Genomic DNA, 21,993 nt, shown 5'->3' with positions numbered 1-21,993 from the left:
CCCCCCCCCCGCCCCCCCGCCCCCCCCCCCCGCCCCCGCCCCCCCCCCCCCCCCCCCCCCCCCCCCCCCCCCCCCCCCCCACGTCCAGCCCTCGTTCCTCAGCGCGTGAGGGGCCGCTGCGCGGAGTTCAGCCGCCGTGCCAGAACCACCTTCACTGCGGCATCGGCGAGCACCACCACCGGCACCGTGGCGGCGGCGAGTGCCCAGCCGAGCGCCGACGGGCCGTGCCCGCCGAGCAGGTCCGGCAGCGGTGGCACGAACAGGAACACCACGAGCACGACGAGCTCGAACGCCACCGCCCACAGCAGCAACCTGTTGCCCCGCAGGCCGGTTCGCCACACGGGCCGGCTCACGCTGCGGCACGCGTAGGCGTTCGCCAGCTGGCCGAACACGATCGCGGTGAACGCGGTGCCCGACGCGGTCGCGAGCAACGCGGCGTCCGGCACGTCGCCGAACCGCCAGCCGCCCGCCACCAGCACGACCAGGAAGGCGAGCATCGACATCAGCGCCTCGGCGGGGCCGAGCACGCCGAAGACCCTGCGCAGCAACGCGCCGTCGACGAGCGAGCCGGTGCGCAGCTTGCCGCGCATGGTGTGCTTGTTCGGCGGCTCGGCGCCCAGCGCGAGCGCGGGCAGCAGGTCGGTGCCGATGTCCAGCGCCAGCACCTGCAGCACGGTGATCGCCAGCGGGATCGACCCACCGGACAACGCCCACACCACGAACGGGGTGAGCTCGGCGACGTTGTCGGTCAGGTGGTAGGTGAGGAAGCGGCGGATGTTCGCGAACGTGGCACGACCCTGTTCGACCGCGGCGACGATCGTGCCGAAGTGGTCGTCCAGCAGCACCAGGTCGGCCGCCTCGCGCGCCACGTCCGTGCCGGAGGAGCCCATCGCGATCCCGACATCGGCGGCACGCAACGCCGGGCCGTCGTTCACGCCGTCCCCGGTCATCGCGACCACGTGTCCCCTGCGCTGCAACGCCATCGCGATGCGCAGCTTGTCCGCCGGGGTGACGCGTGCGACCACGACGCCGTCGTGGTCCAGCAACGCGCCCAGCTCGTCCGGATCCGCCGGCAGGGCGGAGCCCTCCACGACGAGCCGGTCGGGACCGAGCAGGCCCACCTGGTCGGCGATGGCCCGCGCGGTGGCCGGGTGGTCGCCGGTGATCATGGCGAGACGGATGCCCGCGGACCGGCACGACGCGATCGCCTCCTCCACGTCGTCGCGCGGCGGGTCCTGCAGGCCCACCAGGCCGAGGAGTTCGAGGTCCTGTTCGGCCTGCTGCCAGGAGTCCTCGTCACCCGGCCGCGCCGGCCTGCGCGCCACCGCCAGCACGCGCAACCCGCGCTGGGTCAGTGCCGCGATGGCGTCTTCAGCCCCACGCGTCGTCACGCACAGCGGCAGGACCGTCTCCGGCGCCCCGGTCACGTGCACACCATCGGAGTCCACAACGGACGATCGGCGGCGGCGGGGGTCGAACGGGAACCGCACGGAGTCCGCCGACGGGCCGTCCACGCCCACGCGTGCGGCGAGGACGTGCAGGGCGACCTCCATCGGGTCGCCGACGGGAAGCCACTTGCCGTCCTGGTGGAGCGCGTGGGCGACCGGCGAGCAGCGCTTCGCGCTGGAGGCGAGGTCCCGCACCCGGTCGATCGCCCGCGGAGCACCGCTCACGGTGGCGGTCGGCTCGTAGCCGGTGCCGTGCACGGTCACCTCGCCACCGCTCGTCCACACGTGCACGACCGACATCTCGTTGCGGGTCAGCGTGCCGGTCTTGTCGGTGCAGATGAACGTCGTCGCGCCCAGCGTCTCCACCGCGTCGAGCTTGCGCACCAGCGCGTTGCGGGCCGCCATGTTCTGCGCCGCACGGGCCAGCGAGAGGGTGACGGTCGGCAGCAGCCCTTCCGGCACGAGCGCCACCGTGACACCGATGGCGAACAGGAACCCCTCGACGAGCGGGAGCCCGAGCAGCACCGCGACGCCGAAGAAGACCGCGCCCATCAGCACGGCCAGCACGGCGACGACCACCACGACCTTGTGCAGCTGGGCCGCGAGAGGGCTGCGGGGTGGCTTGGCCTCCTGGGTCAGCGCCGCGATGCCGGCGAGCTTCGTGTGCCCGCCGGTCGCGGTCACCAGCACCTCCGCCTCGCCTTCCGCGACGTAGGTGCCCGCGTAGACCTCCTGCCCGGCACCCGGTCTCGTCGACACGCTCTCGCCGGTCAGCATCGACTCGTCGACGGCGAGCCCCGAAGCGGTGAGCACCTCGCCGTCGGCGCAGATCCGCGCGCCGGGCTCCAGCACCAGCTCGTCGCCGACGACCAGTTCGGAGGCGTCGATCTGGCTGAGATGGCCGTCCCTGCGCACCGTGGCACGCAACGGCATGAGGTCGCGCAGGCGCTGCGCCGCGCGGTCGGCCCGGTGTTCTTGCGCGAACGCGAAGGCGCCGTTGAGCACGACCACGACCGTGATCGCCACGGCCAGGGCAGGCATGCCGGCGACGAACGCCAGCACAGCGGCGGCCCACAGCATCAGCGCGAAGAAGTGCACCAGCTGCTCGACCAGCAACAGCAGCGGGTGCCGCCGTCGTGCCCGCGGCAGCTCGTTCGGCCCGTCGTCGTGCAGTCGCCTCGCCGCCTCGGCCGAGGAGAGTCCCGTTGTCGCGACAGTCATAAGTGCATCTCATCGCCGCTGATGGGCAGCGGACAGGGCATGACGTCCCTGCGGGCCGGGACCAATGCGCACCGTCGCCCAGCGGGCCCACGACCCTGGTCCCCCGGACGTGCCGCCCGGACGCTGGTCGGTATGGACACCGACAGCTACATCGCCTTCCTCCTCGTCAGCACGCTGCTCGTCGTCGTCGACGCCGTGATCATCACCATCAGCGGCCGCAGGTACCTCGGCGACGACGCGAACCGCGGTATGAGCGTGGCCGCGAGCTGGCTCACCACGACCTTGTTCACGCTGATCGTGCTCGGCCTCGTCGCCCTGGTCTCCACGGTCGACCTGCCGGTCGACGGTGAACTGCAGAAACTCGTGACCAAGCTCGGAATCGTGCTGCTCCTGCTGGCCGTGGCGCACGCGATCACGATGACCGTCCTCGCCCGCTACCGCGGCGAGGAACGTCAGGAGCAGTTCGCCGAGGAACTGACCGAGCAGCGCCGCGGGCACAACCACCCGCCCGAGGTGTCGCGGTCCATCGAGCACCACGAGCCGTATTCGACGACGTAGAGGCACAGGTGAACCGCATGGCAACGACGATGGCCGAACTCGATTCCCTCCCTCTGCTCACGAAGCTGTCGCACACCCAACGCGCGGCGATCGCGGGAGTGAGCCGGGTCGAGACCTACGCACCGCGGACCCGGCTGTTCGACGAGGGCGGGGTCGCCGACCAGTGCTGGGTGGTGGTGTCGGGGTGCGTCGTGGTGGACGCCCTCGCACCGGGGCGCGGCCGGGTCGCGGTGCAGAGCGTCGGACCGGGTGAGCTCGTCGGGTGGTCGTGGCTGGTGCCGCCGTACCGGTGGCACTTCGGCGCGACGGTCGTGTCACCCACGCGAGCGGTGGTGGTCGACACCGCGGCACTGCGCAACCTCGCCGACGAGGACCCGGCGTTCGGCTACCAGCTGTCCCTGATCCTGGTCGACGCTCTGCTGAACCGCTTGCAGGCCACCAGGACCAGACTGCTGGACCTCCCCAGCGGTCCCTCCTGACCACCGCCGGAACCTGCCAGGTGACCTGGAATGATCCTCCGGTCCCTCCCGCGGTCCCAGCCAGGACGGGACCTTGGCCCCTGGGACAACTGCTCCAGACGACGCAGAGTGTGGGCGTTCGCACAGCCCACAGGAGGCCTGGAGTGCACCACACCGCCGCTACCCGGACCCCGGTCGCGATCGCCCGTTACTTCGACGAGGTCGTCGACCGGCTCGCCTGCCAGGGAATCGACGTCGCGCAGGTCGTCCTGGAACTCTCGGCGTCACGACCCAAGCGCGGCGAGGTGGTCACCGGACGAGGCACCGTGCTGCGCTGGAACGAGGACCTGGGCTGGAGCAACGGCGTCAGGTCGACCAGCCCGGCCGCACACCCCGGCGAGGTCGCGGAGTTGCTCGAACGCCCGTGAGGCGGACCCGGTCAGCCGCGTGGTCCTCGTCCAGCACGAAGGGCGCTTCCCCTGGTGGGAGGCGCCCTTCGTCTTGGTGCTCCGTCAGTTGTGCATCTTCAGCAGACGGGTGTGCAGCTGGTCGTGCACCTCGTCGACCGCCTCCGCGAACGTGGCGGCCTCGGCCTGCGCGGGCAACGAGGTCCCGTTCACGTCGAGGTTCACCCGCACCGCGATCGTGCGCGGTCCTGTGCTGGTCAGCCGCACTCGTGCGAACGGCACCGGCGCGGGTGCGTAGCGGCTGAGCGGTGCGATCTTGTCGTGCGCGTACTGCCGCGCTTCGGCCGGTACCCGCTCGCCGAGCTCCACCACGACGTTGCCGATCTCGGTCGCGCCTGCGTGCTTCATCGAACACCTCCACGATTGCTGATGCCTGCACTGTCGCCGAACTCGATCACCCGCCGACAGGTGCCAAGGTGCCGTCCGGTCCGGGACCTGGGTCCCTGGTCGGCGGATCCTCCTCCTGCGGGAGTCAGGCCCTCCTGCCCCAGCGGAAGTAGGCGATCGGGCCGGCGAAGTTCACCAGGATCGCCAGCGCCCACCACAGCTTCCTGCCCCGCACGAACTGCGGCGGGCGCAACGCCAGGTCGGTCCACGCCGCCGCGGCGAAAGCGACCTCGGCGACGCCGGTCGCCACCGCCGTCCTGCGCTGCCACGGGGTCAGTTCGCTCCAATGCTTCCTTCTCATCCGGTCTTCGCCTCCTTCACGACCACGACGGGGCAGGCCGCGTGGTGCAGGCAATGTGCACTGACGGAGCCGAGCAGCGCCTCGGCGACCGCGCCGTGCCCGCGGTTGCCGACGACGAGAAGCTCGGCGTCCGCGGACGCGTCCACCAGCACGCCTCGCGGATCGCCCTCGGCGAGCACGGGACGGATGCGCGCGCCGACGTTGCCGATGTCGTAGAGCGCCTCGTCCAAGGCGGTCTGCCCGAGAGACCTCTGGTGGTCCTCCGCCAGCTGCGCGGCCACGTCCGCGGGCAGCGGGCCCGCGACGAGACCGTCGTCGCGGTGCCACACCGACACCGCCGCCACGTCGCAGTCCCGCCGCACGGCCTCGTCCACGGCCCAGAGCAGGGCCGCCGCCGAGACCGGCGAGCCGTCGACCCCGACCACGATCCGGCCTGCCATCAGCCGAAGATCTCGGTCTGGCGCGGGCGCTTCGAGTCGTCCCAGTCCGGCCTCAGGTTGTTGTGGACCTCCACCACACCGGGCATCGACCGCACGAGGTGCTCGGCGATCTCGATCTCGCTGCGCCGCTCCAACCGGCCGCTCAACGTGACGACGCCCCGGGAGACGGTGACACCGATGGTCAGCGGGTCGACCCACAGCGTCCGGCCGAACACCTCGTCCTGGATCTCACGACGCAGGTCGGCGTCCTCCCGGACGAACAGCCGCAGCAGGTCCCGGCGGGACAGCACGCCGACCAGCACGCCTTCGCCGTCGACCACGAACAGCCTGCGCACGCCCGCGGTCGCGAGCTCGCGGGCCGCCCTGCTCGCCGGGGTGTCCGGCGTCGTCGTCCACACCGGAGTGCTCATGACGTCCCGGGCCGTGAGCCCGGCGGACTGCGCCCAGCGGTGCTTCTCCGCGCGGGCGGCGAAGAAGCCGGGAGGCTCCTCGGCTCCCGCCCGGAACTCCTCCTTCGGCAGCAGGTCGGCCTCGGAGACCACTCCGACGGGCCGGTCGGCCTCGACCACCGGCAGCGCACTGACCTTGTTGTCGCCGAGCAGTCGCACGAGGTCCTGGAACGGGGTGTCGGGGCCCGCACCGATGACCTCGGCGGTCATCAGTGAGGCCACGGTGGGTTCGCGCATGGCAGTCCTCCGCAAGTCGCCGGTTGTCCGTGCACCCCAGCGTTCATCCACGCCGGACACCCACGACACGTGCGAAAGCCGGTGCCGGTACGGGACGAAGGGCTCTGCGCGGCGGCGTCGCGCACTGGGCACGCTGATCAGCGAACCCACCCGAGGAGCAGCTCATGAACGACAAGCCCCGCATAGTCGTCGGCGTCGACGGCTCCCCCGCCGCGCGAGGAGCGCTCGCCTGGGCCGTCGCGGAGGCCAAGCGCACCGGCGCGTCCGTGCTGGCGCTGTCGGTCTGTCAACTGAACCCCTCGCTCGACGAGGGCGTCGACCCGTTCAGCGAGAGGCACCGCCACGACCTGGAGGCCGCCTTGGAGTCGCTCGGCCCGTCGGTGCTCGACGTCCGCATCGACACGGAGGTGCCGCAGGGCGTGGCGGGTCCGGTCCTCGTGGCACGGTCCGCCGGCGAGGCCTGCCTGGTCGTCGGTGAGCACGGCTCGCACAGGGCGGACGTGCTGGTGATGAGCTCCGTCACGAGCTACTGCCTGCGGCACGCCCTTTGCCCCGTCGTCGTGGTCCCGTTGGAAGGAGCGCGCCATGACGGTCCTCTCATGCTCCGGCCTGAGCCGCAGGTTCGGTGACGTCCAGGCCGTCGACGACGTCTCGTTCACGATCGCGGAAGGCGAGACCTACGGTCTGCTCGGGCCCAACGGCGCCGGCAAAACCACCACCATCTCGATGATCACCGGCGTGCTCGAGCCGGACGCCGGTGAGGTGGTCGTCGCCGGACAGCCGATGTCGACGCGCGCCATCGCCGCCAAACGGCTGGTCGGCTACGTGCCGCAGGAACTCGCGCTCTACCCCGACCTGACGGGGAGGGAGAACCTGCGGTTCTTCGCGAGCCTCTACGGCGCCGCCCGCTCGCGCGTCGACCACGTGCTCGACGTGGTCGGCCTGACCGATCGCGCGGGCGACCTGGCCCGCGAGTACTCCGGCGGCATGAAACGGCGGCTGAACGTGGCGGTCGGGCTGCTGCACGAACCGCGTCTGCTGGTGCTCGACGAGCCCACCGCGGGCGTAGATCCGCAGAGCCGCAACCAGATCATGGACAACGTCCGGGCGCTCGCCGCCGCGGGCATGGCCATCCTCTACACCACGCACTACATGGAGGAGGCCGAACGGCTCTGCGACCGGGTCGGCGTGATCGACTCCGGGCGGCTCATCGCCGAGGGCACGCGCCGCGAACTGGTGGAGAAGCTCGGTGAGCGGGACCGGATCTCGTTGCTGCTGGACGGCGATCTCGCCCATGCCGCGGCGATGCTCGGCGACCTCCGCGACGTGAGGAACGTGGCGGTGCACGGCCACGGGCTCGACCTGGTCGTCGACGACGCGCGGGAGTGCCTGCCCGTCGTGCTGTCGGCCATCTCCTCCAACGGGGTCGTGGTGCGCTCCGTCGAGGTGACCGAGCCCGATCTGGAGACGGTCTTCCTGCACCTCACCGGCAAAGCGCTGCGGGAGTGACCATGCGACAAGCACTGCTGATCGCTCTGCGCGACCTGCGAGAGCGGGCTCGCGACCGCACCGCCTACGTGCTCGCACTCGTGCTGCCGCTCGGTCTCGCGGGCGTGTTCACGTTGATCCTGGGCAACATCGCCGGCGACGGCGAGGTGTTCCGCTACGTGGTGGCCGACGCCGACAGAGGCGTCGTCGCCACGACGTTCACCGACGAGGTGCTGCGCGGCGCGGCGGCGAACGGCGCGATCCAGATCCGATCGGTGCCGACGGCGGCGGAAGCCCAGGCGCTGGTGGACAAGGGTGAGGCGACGGCGGCGTTCCTGCTGCCGGAAGGCCTCACCGAGGACGTGACCGCGGGCCGGGCGGCACGGATCGACGTCGTCGGTGACGTCGACGCTCCGACCGGTACCCAGGTGGCGCGTTCGCTCGCCGAGACCTACACCGGCCGCCTCGCGGCGGTGCGGGTCGCGGTGGCCGCCACCGTCCACTCGGGAGTCACCACCTCGCCGGCCGACCTCGCCGCCGAAGCGGCCGCCGCACTGCCCGGAACCGTTGTCGCCGAGGACACCACGGGCCGCCGCCAGCTCGACCCGAAGACCCAGTACGCGGCCGGAATGGCGGTGTTCTTCCTGTTCTTCGCCGTGCAGTCCGGCGTCACCGGCCTGCTCGACGAACGCCGTGACGGCACGTTGGCGCGGTTGCTCGCGGCACCGGTGCGCCGCTCGTCGATCCTCGCGGGCAAGCTGCTCACGAGTGTCGTCATCGGTGTGCTGAGCATGACGGTCCTGGTGGTGGCGTCCTCGCTGCTCATGGGCGCGCACTGGGGACATCCGGCGGGCGTCGGCCTGCTGGTGCTCGCCGGGGTGCTGGCCGCCACCGGGGCCATGGCCGTCGTGGCCGCCATCGCGAAGACCGCGGAGCAGGCCGGTGGGTGGCAGGCCGTCGTCGCGATCGTGCTCGGTGCGCTCGGCGGCGCGTTCTTCCCGCTGGAGCAGGCCGGTCGTGCGCTGGAGGTGCTGAGTCTCGTGACGCCGCACCGCTGGTTCCTGCGCGGGCTGGCCGATCTCGCCGGTGGCGGGGTCGCCGCCGTGCTGCCCTCGGTCGCCGCCATGACGGCGTTCGCCGCGGTCACCTGCGCCGTGGCCCTGATCCTGTTCCGAAAGGTGGTGCGACCGTGAAGATCCTCTCGATCGCCTGGATGAACCTGCGTCGGGCGATGCGCGACCGCACCGGCCTGTTCTTCCTGGTGGCACTGCCGCTGATGCTGGTCTTCATCATCGGCGCCGCGTTCGGCGGGGCCACCACCCCGCTGCTCGGGGTCGTGGGTGACGCCGGGGCGCTTCGCGCCGAATCCTCGTTGCGGGTCAAGGACTTCCCCGACGAGGCCGCGTTGCGCTCGGCCGTGGAGCACGGCGAGGTCAGCGGCGGTCTGGTGCGGACCGGCACGGACACCCCGCGGATGCTGGTGCGTCCCGACCGCACGGGCCAGCAGGTGCGGATGCTCGTCACGACGACGCTGACGCAGGAGGCGAACCGGTCCGCCGCAGGTGACTTCGTCGCGTCCCGCACCGGGCTCGACCGCGCCGCGGCACTGTCCGCTGTGGACTCCGTGCGGGTGGAGCCGGTCGAGGTCCGCACCAGCACCACGGGCGAGGCGCTGTTCCCCCGGGACTACTCCGGTTTCGACCTCGGTGCGGCCAACCAGCTCGTCCTGTTCACGTTCCTCAACGCCCTCACGACCTCGGCCGCGCTGGTCGAGTCCCGCGCGCTCGGTGTCACGCGGCGCATGCTCGCGACCCCGACACCGGCCGGGGTCGTGGTGGCCGGCGAGGCGCTCGGCCGGGTCGTCATCGCCCTGCTGCAGGGGCTGATCGTGCTCGTCGGCTCGGCGCTGCTGTTCGGCGTGCGCTGGGGCGACCCGCTCGGCGCCGCCGCACTGCTGGGCGCGTTCGCGCTGGTCTCCGGAGGGGCGGGCCTGCTGCTCGGCGCGTTGTGCCGCACTCAGCAGCAGAGCACGGGCGCCGGCATCCTGGTCGGCCTGGGCCTCGCGGCGTTCGGCGGGTGCATGGTGCCGATCGAGTTCTTCAGCCCCACGCTGCACACCGTCGCGTTCACCACACCGCACGGCTGGGCGGCCGACGGGTTCGCGGCGCTGACCCGCCGCGGCGGTGATCTCCTCACCGTGGTGCCGCACCTGGGCGTGCTGCTCGGGTTCGCGGTCGTGCTGTTCGCGCTCGGCGCTTGGAGGCTGCGACGGGCGGTGACGGCGTGACACGGGCCTTCGCCGCGCTCACCAGCGTGGCGAAGGCCTCGTGCAACGCTTCCGCGAGCACGTCCACGTCCGGGTTGCTGTCGTAGTCGGCGGTGATGCCGATGGTGAGCCGGTCGGCGTAGGAGAGCACGGCGATGCCCGTTCTGATGCGCACGGCGATCGGCACGTAGGGCAGGATCTCGACGATCGGGCGGCCCAGCACGCGAAGCTCTTCCCGTGGCCCCGGAACGTTCGTGGTCACCGTGACGATGCTGCGCTGCGGCAGCATCGCCCCGAGCCGGATGCTCCACGACAACGGCGCGAACGGCTCGTGCCGCGCCAGTTCGGTCACCGCGTGCCCGGCCTCGGCCTCGTTGCCCTTCTTGAGCGCGGCGAACCGTTGGTGCACCACCGAAAGCGCGTCCACGACGTGCTCGGCCTCGACCGGCAGGAACGCCAGCCGGACGCTGACCTGGTTGTCCATCCTGCGGTCGCCGCGCACCGACACGGGCACCATCGTCCGCACGCTCTCCGGGTCGGGCCGTTCACCCCGCGCCAGCAACACCGCGCGGTACGCGGAGCTCACGGCCGCGAGCACCACGTCGTTGACGGTGCCGCCGAAGGTGTGCGCGACCTGTTTCACCTCGGCCAGCGAGGCGCGGACGATCCGGTAGTGCCGGGCGGTGCCGAGCGGCCCGAACAATGACGAGGCGTGCACCGGCAGCAGTGAGCCGACGAGCGACACCAGGCCGCTCACCGCGGACGCGACCAGCCGCGCGGTCCGCATCGGAGAGGTCACCGCGGCGCCCAGCAACGACAGCAGGCTCGCGTCCTGTTCCGGTGCGGGGTCCGGCGCGGGCGCGTCGCCGTACATCACGTCGTAGAGCATGGTGCCGCCCACGCCGTCGACCAGGCAGTGGTGCACCTTGGCGACGATCGCCCAGCGTCCTCCCGCGAGTCCCTCGACCACCCAGTACTCCCACAGCGGGCGGTCGCGGTCCAGGCGCTGCCCCATGACGCGGGCGATCAGCGCGGACAGCTCGGCGTCACCGCCCGGCGCCGGCAGGGCCGTGCGGCGCACGTGGTAGGCGAGGTTGAACGCCGGATCGTCCTGCCAGCCGGGCGTGCCCAGGTCGAGCGGGACGCGGAGGAGCTTCTGCCGGGCACGCGGCAGCACGGGCAGCCTCGCCCGCATCAGCGCGAGGAACTCGTCGTGCGTCGGCGCCGGTCCCTCGACGACCGCCACCGAGGCGATCGCGAGCGAGGCGTGCGGGTCCGCGTCCTCGATGTCGAGGAACGCCGCGTCGAGCGGGCTGAGGTGGTCCATGAACCCAGTGCAGCAAGGGAGATCCCGGTGCGACACCGCCTGGCGTCCCGCTCCGCGCGAGCACTTCGGCCCTGCCCGCACGGCGGCGCCGGGATCACGCTGACGACAGGACGTACCAGGCGACCAGCACATCGTGGAACGCCCGCTGCGCAACGAGCTCGCGCGCCGGATCGTGGCGCTCGCCAGGACGTTCGGCTACCTCGCGCTCGCCGGGCAGAACTCCGACGACCGGGTCCCTGACCTCATCTGGTGCTGCAGCGCCCGCTGGCCGTGCCGGGGTCGCTGTTGTTCACCCTGCCCGTGATCGCACCGGCGAGGTCGAGAAGGAGACGACCATGACCTCGCGGAGGCGTGCTGGGGGGTCCAACAGCGGGCCGTGGTCGTCAGCGGCGGGGTGGCACGGCCGGTCGGCGACGCCCGTCCTCATCCCGGTGTGAGCACGGCATCGCCGTTCGCGGATGCCGAGGCGGTCCGGGACCATCGCGGCGGCTGGAGGGGACCGAGGGCACTGCTGCAGGCGCGCTCCCGGCGAGAGGGTGGTGGTGGAAGGGAGACAGACATGACCGTCGAACAGGAAACCAAGGTGAGCAAGCTGCGCGGTGAAGCGCTCGTGGAGAAGGTCAAGGAGCTCATCCACGAGGGCAACGTCCGGCGCCTCGTCCTCAAGAACGACAAGGGGCACACCGTGATGGAGATCCCGGTGACCGCCGGTGTCGTCGCCGCGATCGCCGCCCCCGTCGTGACCGCGATCGGTGCCGTCGCCGCGATCGCGAGCGAGTGGACCATCGAGGTCGACCGCCGCACCGGCACCGCACCGGAGGAGCCGCGGTCATGAGACCCGTCCGGGTGTGGATGGGACTGGTGCTGGTGGCACTCGGTGTCTTCGGCATCCTCGACGCGACCGACGTGCTCGACTCCGGCGACGCCGTCGGACGCTGGTGGCCCGTCGCGCTGGTGGGGCTCGGCCTCGTGGCGATGGCCGCGCAGCGCCGGGTCTCACTCGGCTCCGTCGTCATCACGCTGGCCGGGCTGGTGCTGCTCACGGGCACGCTCGGGTGGGCCACCGGCGACCTGCTGTGGCCGACGGTGCTGGCGTGCGCCGGCATCGCCGTGCTCGTGGGGTTGCGCAGGCACCACGGCACCCGCACACCGGTCGCGATCCTGAGCGGAACCACCACCCGTGAACGCACGCAGCACCTGCGGCACGCCGACGTCTCCGCCATCTTCGGCGGCGCCACGCTCGACCTGCGCGAGGCACACGTGGACGGCGAAGCGAGCATTGACGCGTTCGCCCTCTTCGGCGGTGTCGAGGTGCTGGTGCCCGAAGGGTGGCGCGTCTCCGTGGGTGGGTTGCCCTTCATGGGCGGGATCGTCGACAAGACCGACAACGACCGGCTCCGCGACGACGCGCCGGTGCTGACCGTCAACGGCACCGCGCTGTTCGGCGCCGTCGAGGTCGCGAACCATCCGAAGCCCTGACGGCGGGCATCGCATCGGCCGGCCCGGACCGCTGAACGAGCTCGTGCACGCCCGGCGATCCGGCCGGCAGGGAGGAGATCGGAACCATGCGAACACTTCGTGCGGCAGGCGCCGTCGTGCTGTCCGCGGTGCTCTGCCTCGGTGTGTCGACCGGACCCGCCACGGCGGACGACGCCGGCCCCGGCACAGCGGAGACCACGGCGCCGGCGGAGCCCGGCACCAGCACACCACCCGCGACCAGCACTCCCCCGGCCACCAGCGCGCCGGCGACCACTTCCACGACGATCACCACCAGCACGTCACCCGCACCACCGTCCCGGCCCGAGGCCCCGCCTTCGGCAGACCCGGAAGGCACCACCTCGCCCGCACCGGGAACACCGTCCGCGGCACCCCGGGCGGAGCTGCCGGACCTGACGCTGACGGCGTGGTTCGACAAGCCCTCCTACCTGGGCCACGAGGAGATCACCGCCGGGGTCCGCGTCACCAACGTGGGCTCCGCCGCCGTCAACCAGGCGGTGGTCACGTCCACCGGCGAGTTCTCCACCCACCACTGGACGCCGTTCCACCCGTCCGGGATGCGCGTCGAACCGGGTCAGAGCGTCGAAGGCAGTCTCACCGGCCGGGTGACGGGCACTGGTGACGAACTGCGCCTCGTGATCACCGTCCGGCCGCTCGGCGACGAGCAGGACGCGAACCCGGCGGACAACGAGGTGACGATCTCCGTGCCGATCACGTTCGTCCGCGGCACCTACCGCGGACTGGTCTACGGAGACGCTGACGGAGACCAGGCCGCGGACCCCGGTGAGGCGCTCGCGGGCATCACGGTGCGGGTGTCCGACGGACTGAGCAACTCCTGGACCACGACCACCGGCCCGGACGGCCGTTTCGCCTTCCTCGACCTTCCCGGTGGGACCTACTGGACCTACTTCGACGCTCCGGGGTGGCACTTCGGCGGGCTGACCGCGGTGGTCGACGGGACCGACGACCCCGACGTCGTGGCGCGCGGTGTGCGGAAGATCGAATGGGGCACGCTGACGGCGTCGATGCGGTTCGCCCAGCAGGACTACCGGGTGGACGACGTGGCTCGTCTGCTGCTGACGTTGACCAACAGCGGCACCAGCACCTTCACCGACCTCACCGCCGAGTGCACCGTCACGTCCGCGGCCGGGTTCGACGCGGGTGAACTGGCGCGCGGCGCGGTGCTGCCGGCCGGTGCGACGAGGACGTTCGAGATGACCGCGCGGATCACCTCCGCGGCACGGACGCAGGGCCACGTGCGCGCGGACTGCCGGGTCGGAGCGCCACCCAGCTCGAACGGCTACGCCTCCGCGACGGCGTTCGCGCGCGTTCCCGGAGGCATGGCGTCCCGCGTCGTCGGGCACGTGGCGGTCTTCCGCTACAAGCCGCTGCTGGGCCTGCCGTCGGGTGTCGCGTTGCCAGGGGTGAAGGTGTACCTGGCCGACCGCGTCACCGGTGAGATCGTCGCCAGGGACGTCACCACGGCCGGAGGCCGGTTCGAGTTCCACCAGATCCCCGCGGGCATCTACCGCTTCGGCATAGTCGGAGCGTGGCGGTTCGTGTACTCCGACCCGGACAACTTCGTGGTGCAGGACGGGGAGAACGGCGACAACGAACCCTGGTGGGAGTGGTACTACAAGCGCACGTTCTTCGTCCTGCCCGGACCCGACCAGCCCGACCCGGACCCCGCGCCGCCCGCCGGCTCGGCACCCCCCGCCGACTCGGCACCGCCGGGCGCGGACACCGGCACGCCGCCCCTCGCGGTGACCGGCGCCGGGGTGACCTGGCTGGCGCTGGGAGGCCTGATCAGCCTCCTCGTGGGCAGTGCACTGGTCTTGGCGGGTGGACGCCGCCCCGAGCCGAGGTGACTCCTCGCGTGTCAGAAGGGAGCCTCCCCGACGTCTCACGTCGGGGAGGCTCCCTTCACGGCTGTGGCGCGCGCTCGGCCAGCGCGAAGTACGCCTCTTCCTCCTGGGCGAAGTGCAGGCGCAGCACGGCGTCCAGCCCGTAGAGGGTGGCTCTCAGGTCGTCAACGCTCTCGTTCGCGGGACCGTCCTGCCCGGCCAGGTGCCGGCCGAGCCTGCGGGTGAGCCGTTCGATCTCGGCATGTCCCCTGCTCATCGTCACGGTCGACTCGGCGTCACCGAACTCCTCGGCGAGGGCGGGGTACAGCTCCACCTCCTCGGCGTGTTCGTGCGGCAGCACCCGCGTCACCATCAGCTCGTGCGCCAGGCGCACCGCGGCCACCGCCTCCTCGGTGAGGGGCGCGCACAACGCGTCTGCGGCGAGCCGCACGGCCTCCCGCGCAGCTCGCAGGTCCTCGTGCTCAGCGTCGAAACGCTGGAGGAGCCGCGTCGTGTCCTCGCTGAGCCGCAGGCGGCGCACCGGCAGCAATGCGCGCAACGAATGCAGGATCACCGCGGCGTCGATCACCTCCTGCACCACCGCGCCGCCCACGGGGGCGAGCAGCCCGAACGCCGCCAGGCCCATCGCGGCCAGCGCCAGCCCCATGCCCCACAGCGCGCTCTGCGTCGCGACCCGGCGCGCCCGCGCCGCGATCTCCACACCGTCGGCGAGCCGGTCGATGCGGTCGTCGAGGATGATCGCGTCGGCGGCCTCCACGGCCGCCGACGATCCCCGGTTCCCCAGCGCGACGCCGACACCGGCCGCGGCGAGTGCGGGGGCGTCGTTGATGCCGTCGCCCACCATGACGGTGAGACCGTTGATGTTCTCCGCCCGCACTCTGTCCACTTTGTCCTGTGGGGTGCAGCGTGCCACGACGTCGTCGAATCCCAGCATTCCCGCGACGTCCTGCGCGACGGCGGTGCGGTCACCGGTGAGCATCACGATCCTGCGCAGGCCGGCGGCACGCAGCCTGCGCACCGTGCGAGCCGCGTCGCGGCGCACCGGATCCCGCAGCAGCACCGCACCGGCGACTTCGGCGTCGACCTCCACCCAGACCGCGGTCGCCGCGTCCAGAGCCGCTCGCGCGACAACCGCGCGTTCCCAGTCCGCTCCCCCGCTCTCCTCGCGCCTGCCCACGACGACGCGCCGCCCGCCGACCGACCCGGTCATCCCTCGTCCCGGTTGCTCCCGCACGCCGACCGCGGGTGGTGGCCGCAGGCCGGCCGCCGCCGCGGCGTCCACCACGGCGGCGGCGAGGACGTGGCTCGACAGGTGCTCCACCGCGGCGGCGATCTCCAGCACCCGCTCGGTGGTCCAGCCCGGCGCGGGCACCACCCCCACCACGGCCGGATGTCCCTCGGTCACCGTGCCGGTCTTGTCCAGCAGTGCGATCCTCACGTTCCCCAGCGCTTCCAGTGCCCGGCCGTCCCGCATCACCACACCCGCGCGCGAGGCGCGCGACATCCCGGCGGTGATCGCGACGGGCACGGCCAGCAGCAACGGGCACGGTGTCGCCGTCACGAGCACGGCGACCGCGCGCACCGGGTCGCGGGCGAGCACGGCTGCCAGCGCGGCGACCACGAGCGCGAGCGGCAGGAAGAAGGCGGCGATCCGGTCGGCGATCCGCACCACGGGCGCGGTCGAGGCCGCTGCCTGCTCCGCCAATCGCAGCACACCGGCGTACGTGCTGTCCTCCGCGGTGGCGATGGCGCGCACGTCGACCGCGGTGCCCGCCGCGACGACCCCGCTGCGGACCTGGTCCCCGCGCGGCCGGCGCACCGCGAGTGGTTCCCCGGTCAGGGCGGACTCGTCGAACTCCGCGTCGCCGAGCAGCACCGCGTCGACCGGTACGACCTCGCCGGGACGGACGGCGATCACGTCGCCCGGCACGACCTCGTCCACGGGAACGCGCCGCAGGTCGTCACCGACGCGTACCTGTGCGAACCGCGGCGCGCGGTCGAGCAGGGCGCTCATGTCCCGCCTCGCCCTCCGCTGTGCGAAGGTGTCGAGCGCGTGCCCGGTGCCGAGCATCACCGCGACCATCGCTCCCGCCAGGTGCTCCCCGACCAGCAGCGTGCCGGCCAGGGCGAGCACGGCGAGCACGTCCGCGCCGAACCGCTTGGCACGCAGGTCCGCCACCACCCGGGTGACGGCGGGCAGGAGAGCCACGACAGTCGCCGCGGTCCAGCAGATCCCGGCGGCACCGGGTTGCCAGGACCACAGCACGCCTCCCGCGGCGGTCAGCGCCACCACGAGCACGAGGAACGCAGGTCCTGCCCACTGCCTCGCCTTCACGAGCACAGCGCTCATCACGCGGCCCTCCCGTGCGCCCAGGTCACGTGGTCATGGCGTCGATGTCGGCCAGCACGTCGGCGATGTCGGCGGCCCACCGCTCGATCTCCTGCCAGTCGCGGAAGTCACCGAACCGGCCGCCCACGGCGCGGAAGACCAGCGACCCGAGCTTGCCGAGCATCTCCGCCCGCACCACCCCGCTGAACAGCCGGTGCTCGACGGGCACGACGTCCTCGCGCAGATGGGCGAGGATCACCGGTTCCTCCAGGCCCGCCCACCTGCGCAACGGGCCGCGCAGGGAGTCCGGCAGGCCGACGCTGAACAGCCACACCGGCTTGCCCCGCAACGTCCGGCGTTCCCTCGCCAGGAACGCGGCGCCGGACGGCAGCCAGGCCTGGTCGTGGACCGCGCTGCCGACGACGTAGGCGTCGTAGCCGTCCGCGTCGGTGATCTCGTCCACGCTGTAAGTGGCGACCACGTGCCCATGTGTGCGCAGCACCGCGGCGATGCGCGTCGCGACGCCCACCGTCGAGCCGGCCGCGGTCGCATAGGCCACCAGCACCTTCATGATCTCCTCCTCAGACGTCCTCCGCACAGGGCTGGACCACGACGGACCGCACTCCGGGCACGCTCTCCGCCAGCGCGGCCACGGCCCGCTCCTCGTCGCGACCGGTGAACGGCCCGAGCACGGTGGCCGCCCCGGACACCACGACGACGTCCCACGGCCGCGCGCCGAGGTTGTCGCACAACAGCTTGCTGATCCCCGCCGCTGTCACCTCGTCCTGCGGGGTCAGCGCCCGCAGGAGGTCTCCGCGGCTCACCACGCCGACGAGCAGGTCGCCGGCCACGACCGGCAACGACCGGTAGTGGTGCCCGAGCAGCTGCCGTGCGATCTCACCCACCGGCATCTCGGCCTCGACAGCCACGACGGGATCGCTCATCGCGTCGCTCACCCGATGCGCGGTGCGGCGTGCCCGCAACTCCTCGCGCAGCAGGTCCTCGCCCGACACGACGCCGACGAGCCGGCCGTGGTCGTCCACCACCGGCAGCGCCGCGAAACCGTGCTCGGCGACGAGTGCGGCGGCTTCCTCGATCGGCGTCCCCGGCGACACGGTCACCGCGGGCGCGGACATCACGTCGAACGCTCGCATGTGCACTCCTCCGTCCACTCAGGACAGCTCACGCCGCCTGCGACTTCAGCTTCCGCCGCACAGCGGGAAGCGACCAGTTCTCTGCGCCCCGGCGGTCATGGACCTTCGACCCTGCCGGACCGGGACACGGCGCAGGATGCTCTGGCACATGAACTACGACATCACGCTCACCGAGTTGTCCCCGACGACGGCATGTCACCTCAGCGTGCGCACGTCCCCGCACGACATCGCCGCGTCGGTGGGCGGCGGGTTGCAGCAGCTTTACGACTTCGCGACCGCGGCGGAGGTGGCGCCTTCCGGTCCGCCGCAACTCGCGTACCCGGACCCGGTCACCGAGGGCGACCTCGAGCTCGACCTGTACCTGCCGATCTCCGGCGAGGTCACCGGCCAGGCCCCCGTCGACGTCGTCGGCCTGGCAGGCGGTCCGGCCGCGCGCACGGTGCACCACGGTGCCTACGACAAGATTCCCGCCGCGTACGAAGCGGTCTTCCGGTGGATCCACGAACACGGCCACACCCCGTCCGGCCCGCCGAGGGAGCTGTACCTCACCGGACCGGACGAGGAGCGGAACCCCGACCACTACGTCACCGAGGTCGTCGTGCCGCTGCTGCGTCGCTGAGCACCCGCGACGGCCAGCACCAGCAGCACCAGGCCCGCCAGGAACAGGACTCCTCCGCCGATCATCAGGCCGATGGACACCGGACGCAGCGCCGGAACCTCGGCCTGCGCCGCGAGGCCGGCGTCGACGCCGCGCGAGCGGTCGGTGTTGAGCACCACCGCGGTCCAGCTGCCCTGTTCCGCTCGCCAGGTCACCTCGCCGGTGCCCGAGGCAGCCCAGAAGGTCTGCGCGGCGGGGTTTGACGGCGCTCCACCGTCACGGTGCCAGTACGTGATCCGGTCGCCGGTCATGCTGACCTCGTCGTGCTCCACACCGGACAGATACCGCCGGACGTCGTCCGTCCGGCCGATGCCGATGAACACTCCGTTGTCCGCCTTCAGCCGCACGTCACCGAGCCAGTTGTCCGCCAGCACCCAGTCGGCGTCGGTCCAGCGCAGCTCCAGCGTGCCGAACTCGATCGCGTACCCGTTGCCCTGGAAGGACTCCGGCCTCGTGCTCAGCAGTCCGGACGAGTCGCGCTGCGTCTGGTCGGCCCACAGGCCGAACCCACCCGTTCCACCGATGGCACCACCGGTGAGCAGCAGCAGCGCTCCGATCACCACGGCGGTGACCCGGCCGGGCGACCAGCCCCGCACGGGCGGCGCCGGTGGTGGCGGTGACTGGCTGATCGTCGTCGTTCCCGCCTCGTCGCCTCCGGAGTCGAAGCGGAACGGCGGGTAGGAGTCGGTCATCAGGCCCGCGTACGCCGCCACGCGCAGCGCCCAGCGGTCCATGCCCAGCACGAAGTCGAACAGCCCCTGGGGATACCGGCCGGTGAACAGCAGCGCGATGCCCGCGAACAACGCCATCAGGCCTACCAGCCCGCCGGAGTTGTAGACGGTCTCGCCGGTCTGGTAGGCGACGTAGCTGCCGCCACCGACGAAGAACCCGACGATCAGGTAGTGCGGAATCGCGAGCAGCCACCACTTCACCAGCACCAGTCCCCGGGACAGGTGCTCGGGGTAGGCGATGTCGAGCGTCGCCGGGTAGTCCGGCTCCTCGCCGAGGCTGAACGGCGGGTAGCGGTCCGTGGCCAGCGCCCCGTAGGTGTAGTACGCCACCCGCCACGTCCAGCGCAGCACGCCGACGTTGAAGTCGAACAGGACCCGCGGATAGCGGCCGGTGAACAGGATCGCGAAGAACGCCGCGACGCTGAAGAGGGCGAACCCCAGCCACAGGAACGCCAGCAACAGGTAGTGCGGGATCGCGAGGAACCACTTGACGAGCCACAGCCAGCGACTCAGGCCGGGCTCCAGCCGTGCGTGCACGTGCACCGGATAGCCGGTGGTAGCAGTTGTCATCGTTGCCTCCCTACTCCCTGCCACCGTCACGCAGATCCACGCGCACCGGCAGTACCCCGTGACTCTTCGGCGCACGGACCTAGTGCCCTGTTTCGCCCTGGAAGAAGTGGCAGATCGTGGTGGTATGACTGATGTCCTGGTCGCGTACGCGACGAAGATGGGTTCGACGAAGGAGATCGCCGAGGCGATCGGGGAACGGCTGCGCGCCGCGGGGCACGAGGTGACCGTGCTCGACGCCGCTCAGGTCCGTTCGGTCGAGCACCACAGCGCTCTGGTGCTCGGCAGCGGCCTCTACGCCGGCCGCTGGCGCCGTGAGGCGGTCAAGTTGCTCAAGCGCAACGAGAAGATGCTCGTGGACCGGCCCACGTGGTTGTTCCACAGCGGTCCGCTCGGCAAGAACCTCACGGCGCAGCCGGCACCGCGCAAGGTGCGGGAGATCGCCACCCGCATCGGTGCCGACGAGCCGGTGACGTTCCCCGGCAGGCTGACCGCGCAGACCGCCACCGGTTTCATCGCGAAGAAGATGGCCCAGGGCGCCATGGCGGGCGACTTCCGGGACTTCGGCGAGATCCGGGCCTGGGCGGACCGGGTCGCCGAACAGCTCTCCGCCGTCGACTCCCCGGTTCCACCGGCAGCCGCGTGACCGCGCTCAGCACCCTCACGGCCGGTCGTCGTGGACGCGGATCTCGATCTCCGGCGGCTGCCGGAGGGTGTTGTGCACGGTGCAGTGGTCCACGACGGCCTGCAGCGCCTGCCGCCGGCGCGGCTCCAGAGCCTGTGCGGGATCGACGGTGATGCGGATGCGGCCGATCCGCGGCGGGCGGTCGGCCGCCATGCCGTACTCGGCCACCACCGTGAGCCCCTCTCGCGGGAGGGAGTGGCGGTGCAGGTAGCTCCCCGCGTAATGCGCGACGCACGTCGCGAGCGACGCGGCGAACAGCTCGACCGGGGACATGCCCTGGTCGCTGCCGGGCTGGTCGGTGTGGACCTCGTGCGCCCGCAGCAGGACGGCGTACTCGTCGCCCTGGACGTGGCGTACCTGAACCCGTTGGTGCAGGGGGACCTCAGTCTTCACGGTGCACTCCTCACCTCTTCAGCGGACGCACGACCGCCAGCGGGCAGGGGGCGTGGTGGACCAGTGCCTGGCTGGTCGAGCCGAGCAGCATGCCGACGAACCCGCCGTGGCCGTGGCTGCCCACCACCAGCAACTGCGCTTCGGCTCCGTAGCGCAGGAGCGCCCGCGCCGGCCGGTCGCGCAGCGCGATCCGGTTGACCACGACGTCGGGGTACTTCTCCTGCCAGCCCGCCAGGCGCTCGGCCAGCAGCCGCCGCTCGTCCTCCTCGACCTGTGCCCAGTCGACGCGCAGGCCCGACAGGACGTACGCGCTGTCCGCGGCGAAGTCCGTGACGGCGATGACCGCGGTCAGCGAGGTGGTGCGCAGGGAGGCCTCCTCGAAGGCGAACGCCAGCGCGGCCTCGCTCGTCGGCGACCCGTCGACACCGACGACCACCGGACCGCCGGGAACCGCGTTGCCCCGCACCACGACGACCGGGCTCTCGGCGTGCGCCGCCAGTGCCACCGCCGTGGAGCCGACGGCGAGCCCGGTCACGGTGCCGCGACCCCGCGACCCGACCACGACCGTCCTGGCGCTCCTCGACAGCTCCACCAGCGTCGCGCCCGCGCCGCCGCAGACCACCTCAGTCGTGACCTCGACCTCGGGAGCGGTGGCTCGCGCCGCCGCCCTGGCCTCCTCCAGCCACGTCCGGCCCTGCTCCTCCATCGCGCGGCGGATGTCCTCGGCGAGGAGCAGGACCTCCGGAAAACCGCGGGTCGGCAGCACGAAGGTGTGCACGAGCCGCAGCGGTACCTGGTGGCGGGCGCACTCCTGAGCGGCCCAGGCGACGGCGGCCAGCGCCGAGTCCGAGCCGTCGACGCCGCAGACGATCGGGGCGGAAGGGGATCTCATCGTCGTCCTCCAGTCACAACGGGCTTGGGGCACACGCTAGGAACCGGGAAGCCGGCGGGACGCTGCCGTTGGTCCCGCACCGGCCGGGCCCTTGGCACCGATCACCGCCCGAGGCCCGTCGATCCCGGTCAGGTCGGGACCTTCGACGGTGGGACGGCACCACGGGCGCGCGGAG

General features: G+C 72.1%; 25 protein-coding genes. 13 read left to right on the top strand and 12 right to left on the bottom strand.

The window, feature by feature from the left end; translation table 11 throughout:
* Positions 1 to 98: 98 nt before the first annotated feature.
* A complete protein-coding gene (locus tag ORI60_RS24265; RefSeq protein WP_266040068.1) occupies positions 99 to 2,669 on the bottom strand; it encodes a cation-translocating P-type ATPase in 2,571 nt (856 codons plus the stop codon).
* Between the two features lie 132 nt (positions 2,670 to 2,801).
* On the opposite strand from ORI60_RS24265, the gene ORI60_RS24260 reads away from it, so the two are divergent.
* The 3 genes from ORI60_RS24260 (at position 2,802) to ORI60_RS24250 (ending at position 4,113) form a co-directional block, all read left to right on the top strand.
* The gene (locus ORI60_RS24260) at positions 2,802 to 3,227 is read left to right on the top strand and encodes a hypothetical protein (RefSeq protein WP_266040066.1); all 426 of its coding nucleotides are present in this window, start codon (positions 2,802 to 2,804) and stop codon (positions 3,225 to 3,227) included.
* A gap of 17 nt (positions 3,228 to 3,244) precedes the next feature.
* Positions 3,245 to 3,706, top strand: coding sequence for a cyclic nucleotide-binding domain-containing protein (locus ORI60_RS24255; RefSeq protein WP_266040065.1), 462 nt, complete (start codon positions 3,245 to 3,247; stop codon positions 3,704 to 3,706).
* Positions 3,707 to 3,849: 143 nt separating this feature from the next.
* The gene (locus ORI60_RS24250; RefSeq protein WP_266040064.1) at positions 3,850 to 4,113 is read left to right on the top strand and encodes a hypothetical protein; all 264 of its coding nucleotides are present in this window, start codon (positions 3,850 to 3,852) and stop codon (positions 4,111 to 4,113) included.
* An 84-nt stretch (positions 4,114 to 4,197) separates the two neighbouring features.
* Here the strand turns inward: ORI60_RS24250 and ORI60_RS24245 are convergent, their stop codons facing one another.
* From ORI60_RS24245 to ORI60_RS24230, 4 genes are all read right to left on the bottom strand, one after another.
* Complete coding sequence (locus tag ORI60_RS24245) at positions 4,198 to 4,500, bottom strand: HPF/RaiA family ribosome-associated protein (RefSeq protein ID WP_266040063.1); 303 nt, start codon at positions 4,498 to 4,500, stop codon at positions 4,198 to 4,200.
* Between the two features lie 124 nt (positions 4,501 to 4,624).
* On the bottom strand, positions 4,625 to 4,840 hold the full coding sequence (locus ORI60_RS24240; protein ID WP_266040062.1) for a PLDc N-terminal domain-containing protein: 216 nt from the start codon (positions 4,838 to 4,840) through the stop codon (positions 4,625 to 4,627).
* Positions 4,837 to 5,280, bottom strand: a complete 444-nt coding sequence (locus ORI60_RS24235) for a universal stress protein (protein WP_266040061.1) — start codon at positions 5,278 to 5,280, stop codon at positions 4,837 to 4,839. The genes ORI60_RS24240 and ORI60_RS24235 overlap by 4 nt, the downstream gene beginning before the upstream one ends.
* Positions 5,280 to 5,966, bottom strand: a complete 687-nt coding sequence (locus ORI60_RS24230) for a CBS domain-containing protein (protein WP_266040059.1) — start codon at positions 5,964 to 5,966, stop codon at positions 5,280 to 5,282. Before ORI60_RS24230 ends, ORI60_RS24235 begins: the two co-directional genes overlap by 1 nt.
* A 164-nt stretch (positions 5,967 to 6,130) precedes the next feature.
* Between ORI60_RS24230 and ORI60_RS24225 the strand changes: the two genes are divergently transcribed.
* Genes ORI60_RS24225 through ORI60_RS24210 form a run of 4 tightly spaced genes read left to right on the top strand, consistent with a single transcriptional unit; the run spans position 6,131 to position 9,741 of the window.
* Complete coding sequence (locus ORI60_RS24225) at positions 6,131 to 6,595, top strand: universal stress protein (protein WP_266040057.1); 465 nt, start codon at positions 6,131 to 6,133, stop codon at positions 6,593 to 6,595.
* A complete protein-coding gene (locus ORI60_RS24220; RefSeq protein ID WP_266040055.1) occupies positions 6,552 to 7,475 on the top strand; it encodes an ABC transporter ATP-binding protein in 924 nt (307 codons plus the stop codon). Before ORI60_RS24225 ends, ORI60_RS24220 begins: the two co-directional genes overlap by 44 nt.
* Positions 7,476 to 7,477: 2 nt before the next feature.
* Entirely contained in the window at positions 7,478 to 8,647 is a 1,170-nt protein-coding gene (locus ORI60_RS24215; protein ID WP_266040054.1) for an ABC transporter permease, read from the top strand.
* The gene (locus ORI60_RS24210; RefSeq protein ID WP_266040053.1) at positions 8,644 to 9,741 is read left to right on the top strand and encodes an ABC transporter permease; all 1,098 of its coding nucleotides are present in this window, start codon (positions 8,644 to 8,646) and stop codon (positions 9,739 to 9,741) included. The genes ORI60_RS24215 and ORI60_RS24210 overlap by 4 nt, the downstream gene beginning before the upstream one ends.
* On the opposite strand, the gene ORI60_RS24205 is transcribed toward ORI60_RS24210, so the two are convergent.
* Positions 9,647 to 11,047: a wax ester/triacylglycerol synthase family O-acyltransferase gene (locus tag ORI60_RS24205; protein WP_266040051.1), complete on the bottom strand. Its 1,401-nt coding sequence runs from the start codon at positions 11,045 to 11,047 to the stop codon at positions 9,647 to 9,649. The genes ORI60_RS24210 and ORI60_RS24205 overlap by 95 nt on opposite strands.
* Positions 11,048 to 11,180: 133 nt before the next feature.
* On the opposite strand from ORI60_RS24205, the gene ORI60_RS24200 reads away from it, so the two are divergent.
* From ORI60_RS24200 to ORI60_RS24185, 4 genes are all read left to right on the top strand, one after another.
* Positions 11,181 to 11,351 carry a hypothetical protein gene (locus tag ORI60_RS24200; RefSeq protein ID WP_266040049.1) on the top strand — a complete coding sequence of 57 codons (171 nt, stop codon included), beginning with the start codon at positions 11,181 to 11,183 and terminating at the stop codon, positions 11,349 to 11,351.
* 255 nt (positions 11,352 to 11,606) lie between these two features.
* Entirely contained in the window at positions 11,607 to 11,882 is a 276-nt protein-coding gene (locus tag ORI60_RS24195; protein ID WP_266040048.1) for a DUF4342 domain-containing protein, read from the top strand.
* Positions 11,879 to 12,526, top strand: a complete 648-nt coding sequence (locus tag ORI60_RS24190; RefSeq protein ID WP_266040046.1) for a LiaF transmembrane domain-containing protein — start codon at positions 11,879 to 11,881, stop codon at positions 12,524 to 12,526. The genes ORI60_RS24195 and ORI60_RS24190 overlap by 4 nt, the downstream gene beginning before the upstream one ends.
* Before the next feature lie 86 nt (positions 12,527 to 12,612).
* On the top strand, positions 12,613 to 14,412 hold the full coding sequence (locus tag ORI60_RS24185; RefSeq protein ID WP_266040045.1) for a hypothetical protein: 1,800 nt from the start codon (positions 12,613 to 12,615) through the stop codon (positions 14,410 to 14,412).
* 55 nt (positions 14,413 to 14,467) lie between these two features.
* On the opposite strand, the gene ORI60_RS24180 is transcribed toward ORI60_RS24185, so the two are convergent.
* From ORI60_RS24180 to ORI60_RS24170, 3 genes are read right to left on the bottom strand one after another with little or no spacing between them, the layout of a single operon-like run.
* On the bottom strand, positions 14,468 to 16,759 hold the full coding sequence (locus tag ORI60_RS24180) for a heavy metal translocating P-type ATPase (protein WP_266040044.1): 2,292 nt from the start codon (positions 16,757 to 16,759) through the stop codon (positions 14,468 to 14,470).
* Positions 16,760 to 16,784: 25 nt separating this feature from the next.
* The gene (locus ORI60_RS24175; RefSeq protein ID WP_266040042.1) at positions 16,785 to 17,309 is read right to left on the bottom strand and encodes a flavodoxin domain-containing protein; all 525 of its coding nucleotides are present in this window, start codon (positions 17,307 to 17,309) and stop codon (positions 16,785 to 16,787) included.
* Positions 17,310 to 17,319: 10 nt separating this feature from the next.
* Complete coding sequence (locus tag ORI60_RS24170; protein WP_266040041.1) at positions 17,320 to 17,892, bottom strand: CBS domain-containing protein; 573 nt, start codon at positions 17,890 to 17,892, stop codon at positions 17,320 to 17,322.
* 148 nt (positions 17,893 to 18,040) lie between these two features.
* Here ORI60_RS24170 and ORI60_RS24165 point away from each other — a divergent pair, with 148 nt between their 5' ends.
* Positions 18,041 to 18,511, top strand: coding sequence for a GyrI-like domain-containing protein (locus tag ORI60_RS24165; RefSeq protein WP_266040040.1), 471 nt, complete (start codon positions 18,041 to 18,043; stop codon positions 18,509 to 18,511).
* Here the strand turns inward: ORI60_RS24165 and ORI60_RS24160 are convergent.
* Positions 18,472 to 19,851 carry a DUF4389 domain-containing protein gene (locus ORI60_RS24160; protein ID WP_266040039.1) on the bottom strand — a complete coding sequence of 460 codons (1,380 nt, stop codon included), beginning with the start codon at positions 19,849 to 19,851 and terminating at the stop codon, positions 18,472 to 18,474. The genes ORI60_RS24165 and ORI60_RS24160 overlap by 40 nt on opposite strands.
* Before the next feature lie 124 nt (positions 19,852 to 19,975).
* Here ORI60_RS24160 and ORI60_RS24155 point away from each other — a divergent pair, with 124 nt between their 5' ends.
* Positions 19,976 to 20,494: a flavodoxin domain-containing protein gene (locus tag ORI60_RS24155; protein WP_266040037.1), complete on the top strand. Its 519-nt coding sequence runs from the start codon at positions 19,976 to 19,978 to the stop codon at positions 20,492 to 20,494.
* A 15-nt stretch (positions 20,495 to 20,509) separates the two neighbouring features.
* Here the strand turns inward: ORI60_RS24155 and ORI60_RS24150 are convergent, their stop codons facing one another.
* Both ORI60_RS24150 and ORI60_RS24145 read right to left on the bottom strand, forming a co-directional pair.
* The gene (locus ORI60_RS24150) at positions 20,510 to 20,926 is read right to left on the bottom strand and encodes an OsmC family protein (RefSeq protein ID WP_266040036.1); all 417 of its coding nucleotides are present in this window, start codon (positions 20,924 to 20,926) and stop codon (positions 20,510 to 20,512) included.
* A gap of 10 nt (positions 20,927 to 20,936) precedes the next feature.
* Positions 20,937 to 21,818: a universal stress protein gene (locus ORI60_RS24145; protein ID WP_266040034.1), complete on the bottom strand. Its 882-nt coding sequence runs from the start codon at positions 21,816 to 21,818 to the stop codon at positions 20,937 to 20,939.
* Between the last annotated feature and the right edge of the window lie 175 nt (positions 21,819 to 21,993).

It is taken from the genome of Lentzea sp. NEAU-D7 (assembly GCF_026242055.1).
Classification (GTDB): Bacteria; Actinomycetota; Actinomycetes; order Mycobacteriales; family Pseudonocardiaceae; genus Lentzea.
Note: the sequence above shows the minus strand (reverse complement) of the source record. Positions and strands in the feature narration are given on the sequence as shown.